The sequence below is a fragment of the Plantibacter flavus genome (assembly GCF_051487245.1).
Taxonomy (GTDB): domain Bacteria; phylum Actinomycetota; class Actinomycetes; order Actinomycetales; family Microbacteriaceae; genus Plantibacter; species Plantibacter flavus_B.
The window spans coordinates 231,757-248,491 of record NZ_JAHVDH010000004.1; the positions used below are offsets into that span (position 1 = coordinate 231,757).

At 68.6% G+C, this 16,735-nt stretch carries 13 protein-coding genes; 1 reads left to right on the forward strand and 12 read right to left on the reverse strand.

Going from position 1 to position 16,735, the window contains the following annotated elements:
* Nucleotides 1–40: 40 nt before the first annotated feature.
* The 4 genes from manD to uxaC all read right to left on the reverse strand — a co-directional run bounded on the left by manD (nt 41) and on the right by uxaC (nt 5,669).
* Nucleotides 41–1,279, reverse strand: a complete 1,239-nt coding sequence (gene manD / locus KXS11_RS11365) for a D-mannonate dehydratase ManD (protein WP_437385695.1) — start codon at nt 1,277–1,279, stop codon at nt 41–43.
* Nucleotides 1,280–1,304: 25 nt separating this feature from the next.
* On the reverse strand, nt 1,305–2,777 hold the full coding sequence (gene uidB / locus KXS11_RS11370) for a glucuronide transporter (RefSeq protein WP_437385696.1): 1,473 nt from the start codon (nt 2,775–2,777) through the stop codon (nt 1,305–1,307).
* A gap of 91 nt (nt 2,778–2,868) precedes the next feature.
* A complete protein-coding gene (locus tag KXS11_RS11375; RefSeq protein ID WP_437385697.1) occupies nt 2,869–4,263 on the reverse strand; it encodes a mannitol dehydrogenase family protein in 1,395 nt (464 codons plus the stop codon).
* Nucleotides 4,260–5,669: a glucuronate isomerase gene (uxaC, locus tag KXS11_RS11380; protein ID WP_437385698.1), complete on the reverse strand. Its 1,410-nt coding sequence runs from the start codon at nt 5,667–5,669 to the stop codon at nt 4,260–4,262. The genes KXS11_RS11375 and uxaC overlap by 4 nt, the downstream gene beginning before the upstream one ends.
* Nucleotides 5,670–5,872: 203 nt before the next feature.
* Here uxaC and KXS11_RS11385 point away from each other — a divergent pair, with 203 nt between their 5' ends.
* Entirely contained in the window at nt 5,873–7,087 is a 1,215-nt protein-coding gene (locus KXS11_RS11385; protein WP_437385699.1) for an alpha/beta hydrolase family protein, read from the forward strand.
* A 21-nt stretch (nt 7,088–7,108) separates the two neighbouring features.
* Here the strand turns inward: KXS11_RS11385 and KXS11_RS11390 are convergent, their stop codons facing one another.
* From KXS11_RS11390 to KXS11_RS11425, 8 genes are all read right to left on the reverse strand, one after another.
* Nucleotides 7,109–8,182: a LacI family DNA-binding transcriptional regulator gene (locus KXS11_RS11390; RefSeq protein WP_437385700.1), complete on the reverse strand. Its 1,074-nt coding sequence runs from the start codon at nt 8,180–8,182 to the stop codon at nt 7,109–7,111.
* A gap of 58 nt (nt 8,183–8,240) precedes the next feature.
* The gene (locus KXS11_RS11395) at nt 8,241–9,107 is read right to left on the reverse strand and encodes an ATP-binding cassette domain-containing protein (protein ID WP_437385701.1); all 867 of its coding nucleotides are present in this window, start codon (nt 9,105–9,107) and stop codon (nt 8,241–8,243) included.
* Nucleotides 9,107–10,930, reverse strand: coding sequence for a dipeptide/oligopeptide/nickel ABC transporter permease/ATP-binding protein (locus KXS11_RS11400; RefSeq protein ID WP_437385702.1), 1,824 nt, complete (start codon nt 10,928–10,930; stop codon nt 9,107–9,109). Before KXS11_RS11400 ends, KXS11_RS11395 begins: the two co-directional genes overlap by 1 nt.
* Complete coding sequence (locus KXS11_RS11405; protein WP_437385703.1) at nt 10,927–11,868, reverse strand: ABC transporter permease; 942 nt, start codon at nt 11,866–11,868, stop codon at nt 10,927–10,929. Before KXS11_RS11405 ends, KXS11_RS11400 begins: the two co-directional genes overlap by 4 nt.
* 2 nt (nt 11,869–11,870) lie before the next feature.
* On the reverse strand, nt 11,871–13,400 hold the full coding sequence (locus tag KXS11_RS11410; RefSeq protein WP_437385704.1) for an ABC transporter substrate-binding protein: 1,530 nt from the start codon (nt 13,398–13,400) through the stop codon (nt 11,871–11,873).
* Nucleotides 13,401–13,660: 260 nt separating this feature from the next.
* Complete coding sequence (locus KXS11_RS11415; protein WP_437385705.1) at nt 13,661–14,824, reverse strand: Gfo/Idh/MocA family protein; 1,164 nt, start codon at nt 14,822–14,824, stop codon at nt 13,661–13,663.
* On the reverse strand, nt 14,821–15,864 hold the full coding sequence (locus tag KXS11_RS11420) for a Gfo/Idh/MocA family protein (RefSeq protein WP_437385706.1): 1,044 nt from the start codon (nt 15,862–15,864) through the stop codon (nt 14,821–14,823). Before KXS11_RS11420 ends, KXS11_RS11415 begins: the two co-directional genes overlap by 4 nt.
* Nucleotides 15,861–16,709: a sugar phosphate isomerase/epimerase family protein gene (locus KXS11_RS11425; RefSeq protein ID WP_437385707.1), complete on the reverse strand. Its 849-nt coding sequence runs from the start codon at nt 16,707–16,709 to the stop codon at nt 15,861–15,863. The genes KXS11_RS11420 and KXS11_RS11425 overlap by 4 nt, the downstream gene beginning before the upstream one ends.
* Between the last annotated feature and the right edge of the window lie 26 nt (nt 16,710–16,735).

A 16,735-nucleotide genomic window follows, 5' to 3' on the forward strand; every position in this document is an offset into this window, starting at 1 on the left:
GGGGCGCGGCGGGACCAGCGCACCGCGCTGGCCACAGGGGTTACCAGTCGTGGACTGTTCCGTCTGCGAGCCGGTTGTAGGGCAGGTACGCGCGCTGGTACGGGTACTTGCCGGCCTCGTCGACATCGAGCTCGACCCCGAGACCAGGCTTGTCGCCGGGGTGCAGCATGCCGTTCTCCCACGAGTACGACTGCTGGAACACCGCGTCGGTCTTCGCACCGTGCTGCATGTACTCCTGGATGCCGAAGTTGTGGATCGACAGCCCCAGGTGCATCGCCGCGGCCATGCCAACCGGCGAGATGTCCGTCGGTCCGTGCATGCCGGACTTGATCTGGTACTGCGCCGCGTACTCGAGGGTCTTCTTCAACGCCGAGATCCCGCCCATGTGCGTCACCGCTCCACGCACGTAGTCGATGAGCTGCTCACGGATGAGGCTCTGGAAGTCCCACACCGTGTTGAAGATCTCACCGATCGCGAGCGGCGTCGTCGTGTGCTGGCGCACGAGCCGCAACGCCTCCTGGTTCTCCGCCGGGGTGCAGTCCTCCAACCAGAACAGGTCGTACGGCTCCAACGACTTCCCGAGCTTCGCCGCCTGGATCGGCGTCATCCGGTGGTGCCCGTCGTGCAGCAGCGGGAGCTCCGGTCCGAACTCGTTCCGCACCGCCTCGAAGACACCCGGGAGGTGCCGCAGGTACGAGCGGGTGTCCCAGTCCTCCTCGTTCGGCAGCCCACCCCGCTGGGCGGGCTCGTGGTCGTACCGGACTCCGGCGTTCTCCGCGGAGGTCTCGTTCGACGCGATGCCGTAGATCGACTTCAACCCGGGCACCGCCGTCTGGATGCGGATGGCCTGGTAGCCCTGCGCCTGGTGCTCCCGGACACTGTCGAACAGCTCCTCGTTCGTGCGCCCCGAAGCATGCCCGTACGCGAGCAGACCCGTCCGCGACGCCCCGCCCAACAGCTGGTACACGGGCATGCCCGCCGCTTTGCCCTTGATGTCCCACAGCGCCATGTCGACCGCAGCGATCGCCGCCATCGTCACCGGCCCGCGCCGCCAGTACGCGGAGCGGTACAGGAACTGCCAGGTGTCCTCGATCCGCGACGCGTCGCGCCCGAGCAGCAGCGGTACGACGTGCTCCGCGAGATAGGCGACGACCGCCTGCTCGCGACCGTTCAACGTCGCATCACCGATGCCGGTCAACCCGTCATCCGTCGTGAGCTTGAGCGTCACGAAGTTCCGGTCCGGACTCGTGACGATGACCTCGGCCTTGTCGATGTTCATGGGGTGCCTTTCTGCAGTGCGGCGCTCAGCCGCGGGGCCTGGGGGAATTCGGTCCGCGGGACACGGAGAACGATGCGGTGGAGAGGTCTGCCGCGACCGGGGTTGCGTGGCCGGTGGCGGCGCGGCGCTCGGCGATCGCCCGGACGACCTCGGCGTGCTTGGCGTCGGTCAGCGGGTAGAAGATCATGACGAGCACGGCGAGCAATGCGGCGACGGCGGGGATGAGGCCCGTGGCGGCACGGATACCCCATTCGGCGCCCGCCGACTGCACGGCGGCCCCGGCGGTGTATCCGCCGAAGGCGAGCGCGTAGGCGGCGAGTGCTCCACCGACGGCCTGCCCGGTCTTCCGGGTGAAGGAGAACAGTGCGTAGGTGATGCCCTCGGTACGGACACCCGTCTTCCACTCGCCGTATTCGACCGTGTCGGCCTCGAGTGCCCACACGAGCATGTTCACGAGCACGATGCCGACGTAGGCGATGACGAGTCCGGTGAAGCCGACGGCCGGCGCGCCCGCGGGGGCGAACAGGATGACGAGGCCGCCGACGATCATGAAGCCGGCGCCGCTCATGTAGGCGTTGCGCTTGCCGAAGCGTCGCACGATCCGCGGGATGAAACCGGCCAACCCGAAGGTGAGCGCGAGCTGGATGAGCGTGATCGCGGAATACAGGTGGATGGAGCCGAGGACGTCACGCAGGTAGTACAGCTGCACCGTCGACAACGCGAGCATGCCCGTGAGGAACAGGAACGAACTGAGGCACAACAGCATGAGCGGCTTGTTGCTGCGCAGCGTCTCGACGCTCTGCTTGAACGTGACCTGCGGCACGTCGCGCTGCACCCGCTCCTTCGCCGTGAGGACCGTGAAGAAGTAGAGCGCCGTCCCGACGACGACGAAGCACAGCGTCATCGTGGTGAAGATCGCCTGCAGGTCGGCGCCGGGCACGATGAGCGGGGCGATGAAGACGCCGAGACCGGCACCGACGGCCGCACCACCGATCGCACGGGCGCTCGCGAGCTTCGCGCGCTCCGTACCGACCTGCGTCATCGCGCCGGCGAGTGAGCCGTACGGGATGTTGACGAGGCTGTATGCGAGACCGAGGGCCGCGTAGGTCAGGTAGGCGTAGATGAGCATGCCCGTCTCACCGATCTGCGGCACGGAGAACGTCGCGACCGTGAGCAGGAGCAACGGGATGGAGCCGAACATGATGAACGGACGGAACTTGCCGAAGCGCTTCGAGAAGCTGCGGTCGACGACGCGACCGGCGAACACGTCGGCGAAGGCGTCGAAGATGCGGACGATGAGCAGCAGGGTTCCCGCTGCGGCCGCGGAGATGCCGGCGACATCGGTGTAGTAGACGAGCAGGAACATCGTCGCCGTCGTGAAGGCGAGGTTGTTCGCCGCGTCACCGGCGCCGTACCCGATCACGCTGAGCGGTGACAGGCGGTCGGCCTTCGGCGTCGGCGACGTGGTGTCGGCGACGACTGGAGGTGTCGAGGTCATGAGGGGCTCCTTTACCCGGGGGCGGTGCTGCGGCTCGGGATGCCGCGGAGTGGTCGTGGTCGGTGGACAGGGGTCGGGGCTGGCCGGCTGTTCAGCGGAGCGACGCCGCAGCGGCGTCGACCTCGGCGACGAGGACGGGGTCGGCAGCGAGCCGGGGGTCGATCACCGCGAGCAGCGCGGACAGCACGCCGCCGGCGGGCTGCGCCAACGCCGACGAGATCTGCTCGCCGGCGGCGTCGACCGGCACGGTGCCCGATCGCACGAGGGCGACCCAGGCGGCGATCACTCGGACGGCAGCCGCACCGGAGCGTCCGGCAGCCCGCTCGGCGAGCACGATCGGGACCGCGCGGACGCGCAGCTTGGTCACGCTGTCCTGGCCGATCTGCGCGAGTCGATGCTCGATGCGCGCGTTGTCGAAGCGGTCGAGCAGCGCCGCGCGGTAGGCGTCGAGGTCGAGTCCGTCGGGCAGGTGGCGGACGGCCTCGTCCCAGAACTCCTCCACCCAGCCGCGACAGACCGGATCGGCGACCGCTGCCGCCACCGTGTCATGGCCGCGCAGTCGTCCAACGGAGGCGAGCAGGGTGTGGGAGCCGTTGAGCAGCCACAGCTTGCGTCGCTCGAAGGGTTCGATGTCGTCGACGAAGCGGGCGCCGGCCTGTTCCCAGGCAGGGCGACCGGCGGGGAACACACCGCTCAAGACCCAGTCGCGGAAGGGCTCGGTGACGACGGCGGCCTCGTCGCGCAGCCCGGTCAGCGCGGTCGCGGTGTCGAGATCGGCGGGCGTGGTCTTCGGGGTGATGCGGTCGACCGAGGTCGAGACGACGGAGACGTGTTCGTCGATCCAGTCGGCGAGGGTCGGATCCACCTGGGCGGCGAGTGCCCGCAGACCCCCGGCGACGAACGGACCGTTGTCGGGGATGTTATCGCACGGCACGATGGCGAGCGGTCCGGCACCGGCCGCCCGTCGGGCCTGGAACCCGCGCAGCAGGCGGCCGAGTGCGGTCGTGGGCGAACCGTCACCGGCCAGCGCCGCGAGGTCGGCTGCGACCGCCGGGTCCGATGTGAGGGGCGCTCCGTCAGCACCCAGCCGGTAGCCGGCCTCGGTGACCGTCAGCGTCACGATGGCGGTGCCGGGTGCGGCGAGCAGCTCGACGAAGCGGTCGAGGTCCGCTCCGTCGACAGCCTCCGCGATACTGCCCACGATGCGCACGGCATCGCCCTGGGCGGAGCGTTCGATCACCGTGAACAGGCCGTCCTGCGGTGCGAGCTCCTCAGCGGCGTGTGCGCTGCGGCCGGTGAACGAGGCGATGCCCCACTCGCGTTCCGTGTCGACGACGTCGGTGTACCAGGCCTGGTGGGCCCGGTGGAAGGCGCCCAGGCCGAGGTGCACGATGCGGATCGGTGCCGCGGGAAGATCGCAGGTCGATCGCGAGAGCCGAGGTGCGGCATCGGTCGCCTGCGGTGGCTCGGTGGTCGTGAGGGTCACAGTTTGAACACCTTCCGGGGCTGGGCATCGACGAGGTCGACGATGATGGACTCCGCCGTGGCGACGTCGATCCGCCCTTCGCCGACGAGGCGGGCGAGGAAGGTGGCGTCGAGGCGGCGCGACATGTCGTGGCGCGCCGGGATCGAGAGGAATGCGCGCGTGTCGTCGATGAAGCCCGAGCTCCGCGAGAAACCGGCCGTCTCGGTGACCGCCGCACGGAACCGGAGCACGGCGTCCGGGGCGTCGAGGAACCACCACGGCGCCCCGATGAACACCGAGGAGTAGTAGCCGGCGAGCGGCGCGATCTCCCGCGAGTACACGGTCTCATCGATGCTGAACAGGACGACATGGAACCCGGGGGTGTTGCCGTAGCGCTGGAGCAGTGGGCGGAGCGGCTCCACGTACGAGGTGGCGACGGGGATGTCGTTGCCCATGTCCGGACCGAACCGGTGGAAGGTCTCGGTGTCGTGGTTCCGGAACACGCCAGGGTGGATCGTCATGACGAGTCCGTCGTCGCAGCTCATCCGGGCCATCTGCAGCAGCATGTGTCCGGCGAAGACCTGCGCCTCCCCTGCCGCGAGACGGCCACTGCGCGCCCGCTCGAACAGCGCGGCGGCCTCGGCCTCGTCGAGCTCGACCGTGAGCGGTTGCACGACGCCGTGGTCGGCGGACACGGCACCGTGCTCGACGAAGTACCGGCGCCGGCCCTCGAGGGCCTCGAGGTACCCGCCGTAGCTGGCCTCCGGGGTTCCGTTCCAGCTCGCGAGCCGGGCGATGCGCTCCGTCCAACCGGGCGCGGCCGGGTCGAGGTAGGCGTCGGGGCGGAACGTCGGCAGCACCCGACCCCGGAAGGTCGGGTCGGCGGCGAGGGCCGCGTGCGGCGCCAGATCGTCCATGGGGTCGTCGGTTGTGGCGAGCACCTCGATGCCGAACCGGTCGAACAGGGCGCGGGGTCGGAAGGAATCGGTTGCCAACGCCGCATTGATCGTGTCGAACAGGGCGTCGGCGTTGCCCGGCTCCGGCTGCTCGGTGATGCCGAACTGCTGCGCGAGGATCGACTGCAGCCAGTAGCCGGAGGCCGTGCCCGCGTACAGGCGCCAGTGGGCGCAGAAGGTGCGCCAGACGTCGCGCGGCTCCGCCGGGCGGTCGCCGCCGGGAATGCCGAGTTCGCTGAGGTCGACCCCGGCCGAGTGCATGAGTCGGGTCACGTAGTGGTCGTAGCGGATGAACAGCTCGGCGGCATCCGTGAACGGGACGTCCTCGACGAGGATGCGCGGGTCGACGTGCCCATGGGGCGACAGGATCGGCATCGCGGCGACTCGTTCGTAGAGGTCGCGGGCGACGGCGCGAGTGGTCGCGTCCACCGGGAACAGGCGGTCAGGGTCGTTCAGCAGCTTCGTTGGCACATGATGATTCAAGCCGCTCGACACTCGTTTGTCAACCGGTTGCCAAAACTGCCCACGAAGGGTCCCACATGGCTGCCCAACGAGGCTGAAGGCAGCCAACTGGGACCCCTCGCGGGCGGAGGGAGGTCAGGAGTCCAGTATCCTGGCGGCCGCCTTCCCAGATGCCGGTTTCCTCAGCGCATCCCCCGGAATAGCATGGCCGCATGAGCCTCGCCTTTGCGGTCAAGGATGACCTGTTCGACGCCCAGACGCTGCGCGCGGTGTCTTCCGCCATCTTCGGCGGAGCCGACGTCTTCGAGTGCATCGCCATCGCCCGTCGGGTGAAGGGGGACGACCTCGCGAGCTGGCACGCGGAGTGGAAGCGGGCCGCCGAGGACGCCTACTCCCTCGGCGTCACCGCTGAGGCGAATGGCCAGCACGAGACCGCACGGCTGGCGTTCCTCCGCGCGTGCACCTCCTTCCGCACCGCGGGCAGCGTGTACCTGGCAGCTCCGGTCGACCCGCGCCTCACGGAGAGCATCGCCCGCCAGCGCGACTCGTTCCGCCGCGCGCTCGCCCACTTCACCACGCCCGTCGACGTCGTGGAGATCCCGTTCGAGGACATCACCCTGCCCGGTTATCACTTCCGTGTGGCGGACGACGGGAAGCGACGGCCGACCGTGATCCTCGTGAACGGATACGACGGCACCGTCGAGGAGAACTACTTCTACAACGCCCAGGCCGCACTCGACCGCGGATACGACGTCCTCGCGTTCGATGGCCCCGGGCAGGGCTCGGTGCTGGTGGAACAGGGCGTCCACCTGCGACCGGACTGGGAGAACGTCGTCACCCCGGTCGTCGACTGGCTCCTCGAACAGCCGAGCGTCGACCCAGAACGCATCGCACTGATCGGGCTGAGTCTCGGGGGCTATCTCGCACCACGGGCGGCCAGCGGCGAACATCGGCTCGCCGCCTGCATCGCCGACTCCGGCTTCTACGACCTGTTCGACGCGGCGATCTCCCGTATACCGGCGCCGCTCCGCGGCCAGATCCCCGACGGCAACGCGACCGCCGTCCGACTCGTCGAAGACCTCATGGACTCCCGCCTGAAGAAGCCGACCGACGGTTGGTCGCTCCGGCGCGGGCTCTACGTCAACGGTGTCGACACGATGATGGACTACATCCGCGACGCGAGGAATTACACGCTGAAGGGCTTCGCGGAGCAGATCACCTGCCCGACGCTTGTCTGTCATGCCGAGGGCGATGACATCGCCGCCCAGGCGCCTGAACTCTACGCGGCGCTGAACTGCGAGAAGCAGTTGATCCTCTTCACCGAGGCGGAAGGTGCCGGTCAGCACTGCGAGGTCGGCGCACGACAGCTCTACCTGGCTCGGAGTTTCGGTTGGCTCGACGGCATCCTCAACCCGGACGACCTCTAGAGCATCGCCAGGCTCGGACCACTACCGGGTCGAGAGCTCGACCGGGCCGGTGGAGCCGCGGCGCACGAACTCCGTCGGGAGATCGGCCGAGGTCTCCCGACCGGTCGTCTCGCCGAGGAGCTGACGCACGGCGCGCTCCCCCATCGCCCGAAGCGGCGTGCGCACCGTGGAGAGGGCGGGCGAGGTGAAGTCGCTGCCGAAGATGTCGTCGAAGCCGATGACGCTGAGGCGCCCGGGCACGCGCACCTCGGCGGTCTCCGCAGCCTGCATGAGGCCGATCGCGACGAGGTCGTTGTAGGCGATGGCTGCGGTCACCCCGGAGGCGAGCACCCTGGGGAGGACGTCTCGCCCGCCCTCGAGGGTCGGCGCACTCGGACCGATCTCGACGATCGTCATGCCGCGCTCCGGTGCACGCCGCAGCAGGAACTCCCAGCGCGCACGGCTCATCCAGGCGTTCGCCGGCCCCGAGAGGAACGCGAGGGAGGTGTGACCGAGCTCGGCGAGATGCTCCAGGGCTGCGTCCAGACCCGACTCGAGGTCGGGGACGATCCCGCCGACGCCCTCGACCTCACGGTTGATGACCGCGACGGGGACCAGCGCGGCGAGCGCCTGGATCTCCTCGTCGGACAGGCGGCTGCTCACGAGGATGAGTCCGTCCGTCGACGGGATGATGCGGTCTGCAGCCGCGCGCTCACGCTCGGACGACTCCTGCGACTCGGCGAGGATGAGCGTGTAGCCCCGTTGCGAGGCCGCCTCCTCCGCACCGCGCACGGCCGGGAAGAACATCGGGTTGGTGATGTCGGCGATCAGCAGGCCGAACATCGACGTCAGGCCGGTGGGCAGCGCCCTGGCCATCGGGTTCAGCCGATAGTTGAGCTCTTTCGCGGCCGCCTGGACACGCTGCTCCGTCTTCACGTTGATGCGGCCGGGCTTCCCCAGTGCGCGTGAGACCGTCGACGGCGCGACCCCGGCCAGCTTCGCGACGTCGTAGATCGTCGCGGAACGACCACGCGGATGAGCAGCGGTGTTCGCCCCCGCGGGAGACACGACGGACTCGACCGGGACGGTCTCTTCGCTGGACAGGGTGTCCCTCATCTCTTGCGGCCTCGACGCCGCATCCGATGGGCCGGACGGGCACCTTCATGGTGCCACATCACGATGCTTCGGACACCAGGCCGGCGGTCTCGCGGCCACGCTCCTCCTCCATGAGCCGCAGCCGGTCCGACCGGCGCTGACGCTGGCGGTCGGGATCGGGCACGGGGGACGCGAGCAGCAGCCGCTGCGTGTACGGGTGCCGCGGGGCTCCGGTCACCTCGAGCGCGGGGCCCTGCTCGACGATCTCGCCGCGGTACATCACCGCGACCCGATGGCTGATGTGCCGGACGACGTCGAGGTCGTGCGAGACGAACAGGTACGAGACGCCGGTGTCGCGCTGGATCTGCAGGAAGAGGTCGAGCACCCGCGCCTGTGTCGTGAGGTCGAGGGCGCTCACCGGTTCGTCGCACACGATGAGCTTCGGCGAGAGTGCCAGGGCTCGGGCGATCGCCACCCGTTGGCGCTGTCCGCCGCTGAACTCGCTCGGCAAGCGGTCGAGTGCGTCCGACGGCAGCCGGACCTGGTCGAGCAGTTCGCCCACGCGACGACGGGACTCCTTCGTCGCCACACCCTGGATGCCGAGCGGCTCGGAGAGGATGTCACCGACCGTCATCGCCGGGTTCAGCGAGGTGTACGGGTCTTGGAACACCACTTGCAGGTCGCGACTGAGTCCGCGACGCTGCGCCCGCGAGGCGTGCGTGATGTCCCGGCCGTCGAAGGTGACGGAACCGCCCGTGATGGGCGCGAGGCCGAGGACCGCCCGCCCGAGCGTCGTCTTGCCGGAACCGGACTCCCCCACGAGACCGAGCGTCTCACCGGCTCCGATCCGGATCGAGACGTCGGTGAGCGCACGGAACGGCTTCGCGCGGAAACCCTTTCCCGGGTACTCGACGACGAGGTCGGAGACCTCCAGCAGTGCGTCCATCAGTTGCCTCCGGTTGCGGTGGTCAGCATGGTCATGGGCTCCTTGCCCTCGAGCATCGAGGACAGCAGGGTGATCGTGTACGGGTCGGTCGGCGTGCGCAGGATGTCGCGCACCGGTCCCTCTTCGACGATGCGACCGCCCTGCATGACCACGACCCGGTCGCAGAGGTCGGCGACGACACCGAAGTTGTGGGTGACGAGGATGACGCCCACGCCGAGCCGATGCTGGAGGTCGCGCAGGAGGTCGAGCACCTCGGCCTGCACCGTGACGTCGAGCGCTGTGGTCGGCTCGTCGGCGATGATGAGGTCGGGCTCGCAGCTGATCGCACCGGCGATGAGCACACGCTGCGCCATGCCGCCGGACACCTCGTGCGGATAGGCGGCGAAGGTGCGTTCCGGGTTCACGATGCCGACGTCGGACAGCAACGAGAGCGCTCGCCGCTTCGCCTCGGCCTGGCTGATCCCGAGGATCCGCACCATCGGCGTCGCGAGTTGCGACCCGATCGTGAAGGCCGGGTCGAGGTTCGACATCGGTTCCTGCGGGATGTAGGCGATGCGGCGCCCGCGCAACGGTGTCAGGCGGGACTGCACGACGGCGGATTCACCCGGCGCGGCCGTGTAGGCGCCGTCGAACTGGATGCTGCCGCCGGTGATGACGGCGTTGTCCGGGAGGAGGCCGAGGACCGAGAACGCGGTCTGCGACTTGCCGGAACCCGACTCGCCGACGATGCCGAGGATCTCTCCCCGATCGATCGCGAAGGAGACGTCGTCAACGACGTGCTTGATCGTGCCGTCGGCCTGCGGGTACCCGACTCCGAGGTGCGAGACCCGGAGCAGGTGGTGCTCCGTGCCCACCTCGACGGCGGCGACAGCACCCCTGGACGCACCGGCGGGTTTCGCCGGCGTCGACGTGCGCGTGCGCTTCGCCTTCACCGTCACCCTGTCCTCGAGCGCGTCGCGGATCGCGTTGCCGAGCAGCACGAGTGCGCCGATCGTGACGCCGATCGCGAGCGCGGGCCACAGCAGCAGCCCCGGCGTCAGATACACGTTCTTGAACCCTTCGCTCAGCATCACGCCCCAGGTGGCGACCGTCGGGTCCCCGAGTCCGAGGAACTCGAGCCCCGACTGGATGCTGATGGCCACGCCGCAGACCATCGCGGTCTGGATGATGATCGGCGCTCGGACGACCGACAGGATGTGGCGGGAGATGATCCGGCCGTCGCTCAGACCGGACACCCGGGCGGCGTCGACGTAGAGTTCGTTGCGCACCGACCGGACGGCTGTGCGGGTGAGACGGAAGTAACCGGGGCTGATGAGGACCCCGAACGCGACCATCGAGACCCAGACCGACGGGCCAAACGCCGCACGGATCGTGAGCAGCACGATGATGCTCGGGAGCGCCATGAGGACGTTGGTGATCCAGTTCGCGGCGGCGTCGAAGCGACCGGCGTAGTACCCGCCGAGCAGTCCGGCCGGCAGCCCGATCGCGATTGCCACGGCGGCGCACAGGACGGCGGACAGCAGGGTGATCCGCGTGCCGAACACGAGTCGACTGAAGGTGTCGCGACCGGCGCTGTCGGTCCCCAGCAGGTTGACCGAGTCGGGTGCCGCGAGCGTCTTGGCGATGTTCGCCGAGTTCTCACCGAAGGGCGCGATGACGTCTGCGAGGATCGCGACGACGACGAGCAGCGCGAGGATGAGCACCGCCAGCAGACCGAACGGGTTGCGCAGCACACGCTTGATCGTGTGCGGGCGCACCACGGCCCCGGTCTGGCTGGGGGTCGTCCGGACGGAACCGGTGAGCGGGGGCAAGGCTTCGGTCATGAGACACGCACCTTCGGGTTGAGCCAACCGTTGGCGAGGTCGACGAGGAGGTTGACGATGATGACGATGATGACCGTGTAGATGACCACGCCCATCACGAGCGGGATGTCGCCGAGCGTCGTGGACTGCACCGCCAGGGCGCCCATGCCGGGAAGGGCGAAGATCTGCTCGATGATCACGACACCGCCGAGCATCCCGATGAACTGCAGGCTGAGGACGGTGAGCCCGGCAGGAGCAGCACTGCGCAGCACGTGTGTGAAGAGGATCTCCCGCTCGCTGATACCGCGGCTGCGAAGGGTGCGGACGTAGTCCTTCTCCAGCTGTTTGATGATCGCGCTGCGCACCTGTTGCGCCGAACTCGTGACGCCGTTGATCACGAGCGCGATGACGGGCAAGGTGAGCGAGGCGATCCAGGCCGAGGCGGCGACTCCTGGTGCGATGCTGCTCGTCGCCGGGAACCAGCCGAGCTGGATGGCGAAGAGCGTCACGAGCATGATCGCCAGGACGAAGCCGGGGATCGCGTCCCCGACGACCGCGGCGGTCTGCACCACGCGGTCGACGGCGCCACGCCTGACCGCGGCCGCCATGCCGAGCAGCGTCGCCACCACGGCGATCAGGAGGATCGCCGAGATGATGAGCGCCAGGGTCACGGGCAGCCGGCCGGCGATCGCCGAAGCGACCGACTGGCCCGTGAACCAGGAGGTACCGAGGCTCCCCGTCAGCGCACCACCCAACCATTCGAGGTAGCGCACGGGGAGCGGCTGGTCGAGTCCGAGCTCGGCGGACTTCAACGCGACCTGTTCCGGCGTCGCGAACTCCCCGAGGATGTTCCTCGCGATGTTCGCCGACGAGAAGTACAGCAGGAAGTAGGTCAGGCACGAGATCGCGAACAGGACGACCACCCCGGCGCCGAGCCGCTTGAGGATGAACGCGAGCATGGTCAGCCCTTCGGCGTGTAGTTGTACAGGTTCGGTACGGCCTGCTGCAGCTGCGGGACCACCGTGACCTTGCCGCTGTTGCTGTAGAACATCTGGCTCGGCGTGAAGAAGGGCACGAACCAGGCGTTCTCGGTGACGTAGGTGTTCACGTCCTTGGCGATGGACCCGCTGTCGTCGCCACCGGCCTGGACGGCGTCGAGCATGGTCTGCAGCTCGGGAGTCGTCGTCTTGAACGGGTTGTACGCGGCGTTCGGGGCGATCATCTGCTTGATCGCGACCCACGGCTCACCCTGGAAGGTCTGGAACCACGCGGCGGCGTACTTGGCGCCGGAGATGTCGGCCACATAGTTCGCCGCCGGGACGGCCTCCTGCTGGACGGTGATGCCGATGTCGGCGAGCTGCTGCACGATGACGGCCATGATCGCCTCGGTCCCGGGCAGCGCTGGCAGGGTCAGCGTGAAACCGTCGGCGTACCCCGCCTCGGCGAGCAGCGCCTTGGCCTTCGTCGGGTCGTACGGGTACAGCTCGTTCAGGCTTTCGTCGTAGGCCTCAGTGGACTTCCCGAAGACCTGCTCGGTGACCTCACCGGAACCGAGGGCGAGCTGCTCGAGCATCGTCTTTCGGTCGAACGCGAAGTTCAACGCCTGGCGCACCCGGAGGTCGGCGAGTGCGGGCTGGATCGCCCCGTCGCGGTCGAAGAGGTACAGGCCCATCCAGTCCACCGGGTACTCGGTGAGTTCGAGTCCGGCGCCCTCGGCCTGCTTGCCCGTCTTCGCGTCCAGGATGGCTGCATCGATCTGGCCGGACACGAGCGCGTTCGTGCGCGCCGTGATGTCGGTCAGCACCTTGAAGACCACGGTGCCGTACTTCTGGAGGTCCTTGTTCCAGTAGTCGGGGTTCGCGGTGAACGTGAACTGCGAGCCGGGCACCGACGTGTCGGTGTCGAGGATGTACGGGCCACTCCCGACCGGGTCGGTGACGATCGCGTCGGTGCCGAGGGCTGCGGGGCTTCCCATGAAGCCGGCCGCCTGGCTGAGGTAGTAGGTCATCGCCGGGTCGGCTGCGCTCAGCGAGATGGTGACGGTCGTGTCGTCGACGACGTCGACCGAGGCGATGGAGGAGGCCTGCGCGGCGTCCGGGCCGTTCGCCTCGCGGAAGTGGTCGAGGTTCGCCTTCACCGCGTCGGCGTCGAACTCGGCACCGTCGGAGAAGGTGACGTCGTCGCGGAGCGTCAGCGTCAGCTGCGTCTGGTCGTCGTTGTAGACCCAGTCGGTGGCGAGCATGGGCTCGAGCTCGCCCTCGGGAGACCGGAGGATCAGGGTGTCGTAGGCGGCCTGGTAGATCGGCATCTGGTGCCCCAGGTGCGCCTGCGCGGGGTCGAAGGACTTGATGTCCGAGACCGAGCCGAGGGTGAGCGCTGCTCCCGCACCGCTCGCGTCTGCATCGGACGCCGAGCCGGAGCAACCGGTCAGGGCGAGAGCCGCTGCGGCCATGAGGGCGACGACTGCCGTCGCCCGTGAGTGAAACGTCATTGTTTTCTCCTGGATTGGAACACTGCAGAAAGCAGGGGCAATCGATTGCCACTACGTCGGGGCTGGTGCTTTGGAGCAAGAGTAAGGGAGCAGGGGTCGTTTGGCAACCGGTTACCAGATTTTGCAGTCGATGCAGACATCACGGCGCTCCGGACAGCCGATGGGACAGCCCAGGCGGGCACGCTGACCCGCACGCGGACATGGCAGGACGGCCGGCATCCCCGGTCAGAGGGATGCCGGCCGTCAGGCCTTCACGGGACTCAGACGCGCTCGGCGAACGCGCCTTCGACGCGGATGCGGTCGTTGAGCTCGGCGACGAACTCCGCCTCGTCGAACGCGAGCGGGACCTCACGACCCGTCCAGCTCGACAGGTGGATCGCGTTCGCGAGACGCACACCGAGGATGCCGTCGGCGCCCGGAGCGAGCAGCGGCTCACCGCGGAGGATGTTCGCCGCGAAGTTCTGCAGCACACCCGCGTGCTGCGTTCCCCACCCGGATTCGAACTCGATCGTCTCGCTCGAGTACAGCGCAGCCGTGTCGAGCTGACCGGTGAAGAGCTTGCGGACCTCGTCCATGCCCATGCCGTCGCTGATCTCGCGTTCCGGCTTCACGAGGCGGGTCACCGTCGCGACCTGCGAGCCCTCGACCACAATCTTCCCCTGGTCGCCGAGGATCTCCAGCCGGTCGGTGCCGATGAGGTCGTGCGTCGCCGTCACGAACACCCCGGTGACGCCGTCACCGTAGTCGGCGAGCACGGTGACCTCGTCCTCGACCGCGATCGAGCGACGGAAGCCATAGGCCACCTTGGAGAACACCGACTGTGGGACGCCGCACAGCCACTGCCAGAGGTCGAGCTGGTGCGGCGCCTGGTTCACGAGCACACCGCCACCCTCGCCACCCCACGTCGCGCGCCACGCGCTCTGGTCGTAGTACCCCTGCGGACGCCACCAGTTGGTGATGATCCAGTTCGATCGCAGGATGGAGCCGATCTCACCCGCGTCGATGATCTCCTTGAGACGCTTGTAGAGCGGGTTGTTGCGCTGGTTGAACATGATCGCGAAGCTCAGCTCGGGATGCGCGGCGGCGCACTCGTTGAGCTCGGCGACCTGTTTCGTGTAGACCCCCGCCGGCTTCTCGACGAGAGCGTGGAGTCCGCGCTCCAGGGCCTCGATGCCGAGCTGCGGGTGCAGGAAGTGGGGCACGCAGGTGATGACCGCATCGACGTCACCGCCGTCCATCATCGTGATCGCGTCGTCGTAGACCGGGATGCCGGGGAACTGCTCCGCGGCCGCAGCCTGCTTCGCGGGGTCGATGTCGGCGATCGCACCGATCACCATGTCGGGCACGAGACCGTCGGTGATGAACTTGGCGTACATCGAGCCTTGGGCTCCGAGGCCGATGATGCCGAGGCGGACTGCGGTCATGGGGTGACTCCTTCGGTTGTGCCGGTGCCGGCGGTGGTGGCGAGCAGCCGGTCCGGGTAGCTCTGGTCGTAGACGTCCTGGATGATGCCGAGCGTCTTGCCCGCTTCGGCCGGTGAGATCCAGAAGGGTTCCGGATCGTCGAGGCTGGCGTAGAAGTCCTGCACGAGCAGCTCGTGGGAGACGCCCCAGTAGGCGCGCTCACCCGCAGCCGTCGCGCGTTCCGGTGTCGTCTCGACGGTGCCGTCCGCGTACCGGACGGTGAGTCCGTCCTCGATCCGGAGGACGGCGCGCTCGGTCTCGACCTCGACCACGATGGGGGCATTCCAACTGTTCGCGTTCGTGGCGGAGAAGGTGCTCTCCGCTCCGTTCGCGTGGGTGAGCCGGATCTCGGCGGTGTCCTCCACCTCGATCACCTCGGAGAGCGCAACGGTACTGGCCTCTCCGTCGACCGTGACGACGTCGCCGACGAACCACTGGAGCAGGTCGAGCGTGTGGATGGCCTGGTTCATGAGGAGACCGCCCCCGCTGCCGGCCCACGTTCCGCGCCACGGGCGGTCGAGGTAGTAGTCGGCGGTGCGGTGCCACTGCACACTCGCTGAGGCGCGACCGACGGCACCGAGTTCGCCTGAGTCGAGCAGCTCGCGGAGCCGCTGCACGGGCTGGTTGTAGCGGTTCTGGAAGCAGACGGCGATCTTCGCCCCGCTCGCCGCGGCAGCGGCGATCACCCGCTCCCCGTCGGCGCGTGTGTGCGCGACCGGCTTCTCCAGCACGACCGAGACACCGCGCTCGAGGGCCGTGATCGCGAGATCGGCGTGCGTGTGGTGCGGGGTGCAGATGTGCACGACGTCGGGGTGCACGGTGTCGAGCAGTTCGACCAGGTCGCCGAACGCCGGCACACCGTTCGCGGCGGCGGCCGAGGCTGCCCGCGTCGGGTCGACGTCGCAGACCGCGACGAGCTCGGCACCGCTGACGGTGCGAATGGCGTCGAGGTGCACGACGGAGATGTCGCCGCAGCCGATCACCGCGGTCCGGGTCGTCATCGCAGCTCGATCCCGAGCTCGCCGGTGAGCGCCGCGAAGGCCCGGGCAGCCGTGCCGAACGCGGCCGGACCGGAGAACCCACCGAGGGCGTGCGTCTCGTCGAGGTGCGGTTCGAGCGACGCGAAACCCGTGTAGCCGTCATCGCGCAGCGCCGTCAGCGTCTCGCGCAGCTGGCCGTCGCCCTCGCCCGCCGGGACCACGCTGCCGGTCGCTGCGACCGCGTCCTTCACCTGCAGGTAGTCGACGTAGGGCCGCAGCATCGCGTAGGCGTCGTCGAACGGCTTCACGCCGACCTGGACGAAGTTCGCGTTGTCCCACGCGAGACGGAGGGCCGAGGATCCGACCGATTCGACGATGTCGAGGATGCGCTCGGGCAGGTCGCCGAAGATGTCCTTCTCGTTCTCGTGGAGGAGGACGACCCCCTCACGTTCGGCGAGGTCGGCGAGCAGACGCATACGGACGAGGACGTCGTCGCGGATGCTCTCGACCGGCACGCCGTCGGCACGGAAGAAGGAGAAGATGCGGATCTTGTCACTGCCGAGGACGTGGGCGGCGTTGACCGCTCTCGCGAGCCGGGCGACCTCGAGCTCGGCGTCGAGCGCGACGTCGACCTTGCCGATGGGCGAGCCGATCGCCGAGACGCCCATGTCGGCGTCGCGCAGCAGACCGGACAGCTCGTGGAGCTGTTCGTCGCTGAGGTCGATGACGTTCGTGCCCCACGCGCTGCGGACCTCGATGTTGGATGCCCCGAGCGCGCGCAGCACGGCGAGTTGGATGGCGGGGTCTGGGTCGATCTCATCGCCGAACCCAGAGAGGGTCCAAGCGACCGGCTGTTGTGCATTCACGTGCGCTGACGCCTCCGTGGTCGGTC

Coding starts and splice junctions, on each gene's coding strand:
- manD (WP_437385695.1), bottom strand. CDS start 1,279: ATGAACATCGACAAGGCCGAGGTCATCGTCACGAGTCCGGACCGGAAC.
- uidB (WP_437385696.1), bottom strand. CDS start 2,777: ATGACCTCGACACCTCCAGTCGTCGCCGACACCACGTCGCCGACGCCG.
- KXS11_RS11385 (WP_437385699.1), top strand. CDS start 5,873: ATGAGCCTCGCCTTTGCGGTCAAGGATGACCTGTTCGACGCCCAGACG.
- KXS11_RS11390 (WP_437385700.1), bottom strand. CDS start 8,182: ATGAGGGACACCCTGTCCAGCGAAGAGACCGTCCCGGTCGAGTCCGTC.
- KXS11_RS11395 (WP_437385701.1), bottom strand. CDS start 9,107: ATGGACGCACTGCTGGAGGTCTCCGACCTCGTCGTCGAGTACCCGGGA.
- KXS11_RS11400 (WP_437385702.1), bottom strand. CDS start 10,930: ATGACCGAAGCCTTGCCCCCGCTCACCGGTTCCGTCCGGACGACCCCC.
- KXS11_RS11405 (WP_437385703.1), bottom strand. CDS start 11,868: ATGCTCGCGTTCATCCTCAAGCGGCTCGGCGCCGGGGTGGTCGTCCTG.
- KXS11_RS11410 (WP_437385704.1), bottom strand. CDS start 13,400: ATGACGTTTCACTCACGGGCGACGGCAGTCGTCGCCCTCATGGCCGCA.
- KXS11_RS11415 (WP_437385705.1), bottom strand. CDS start 14,824: ATGACCGCAGTCCGCCTCGGCATCATCGGCCTCGGAGCCCAAGGCTCG.
- KXS11_RS11420 (WP_437385706.1), bottom strand. CDS start 15,864: ATGACGACCCGGACCGCGGTGATCGGCTGCGGCGACATCTCCGTCGTG.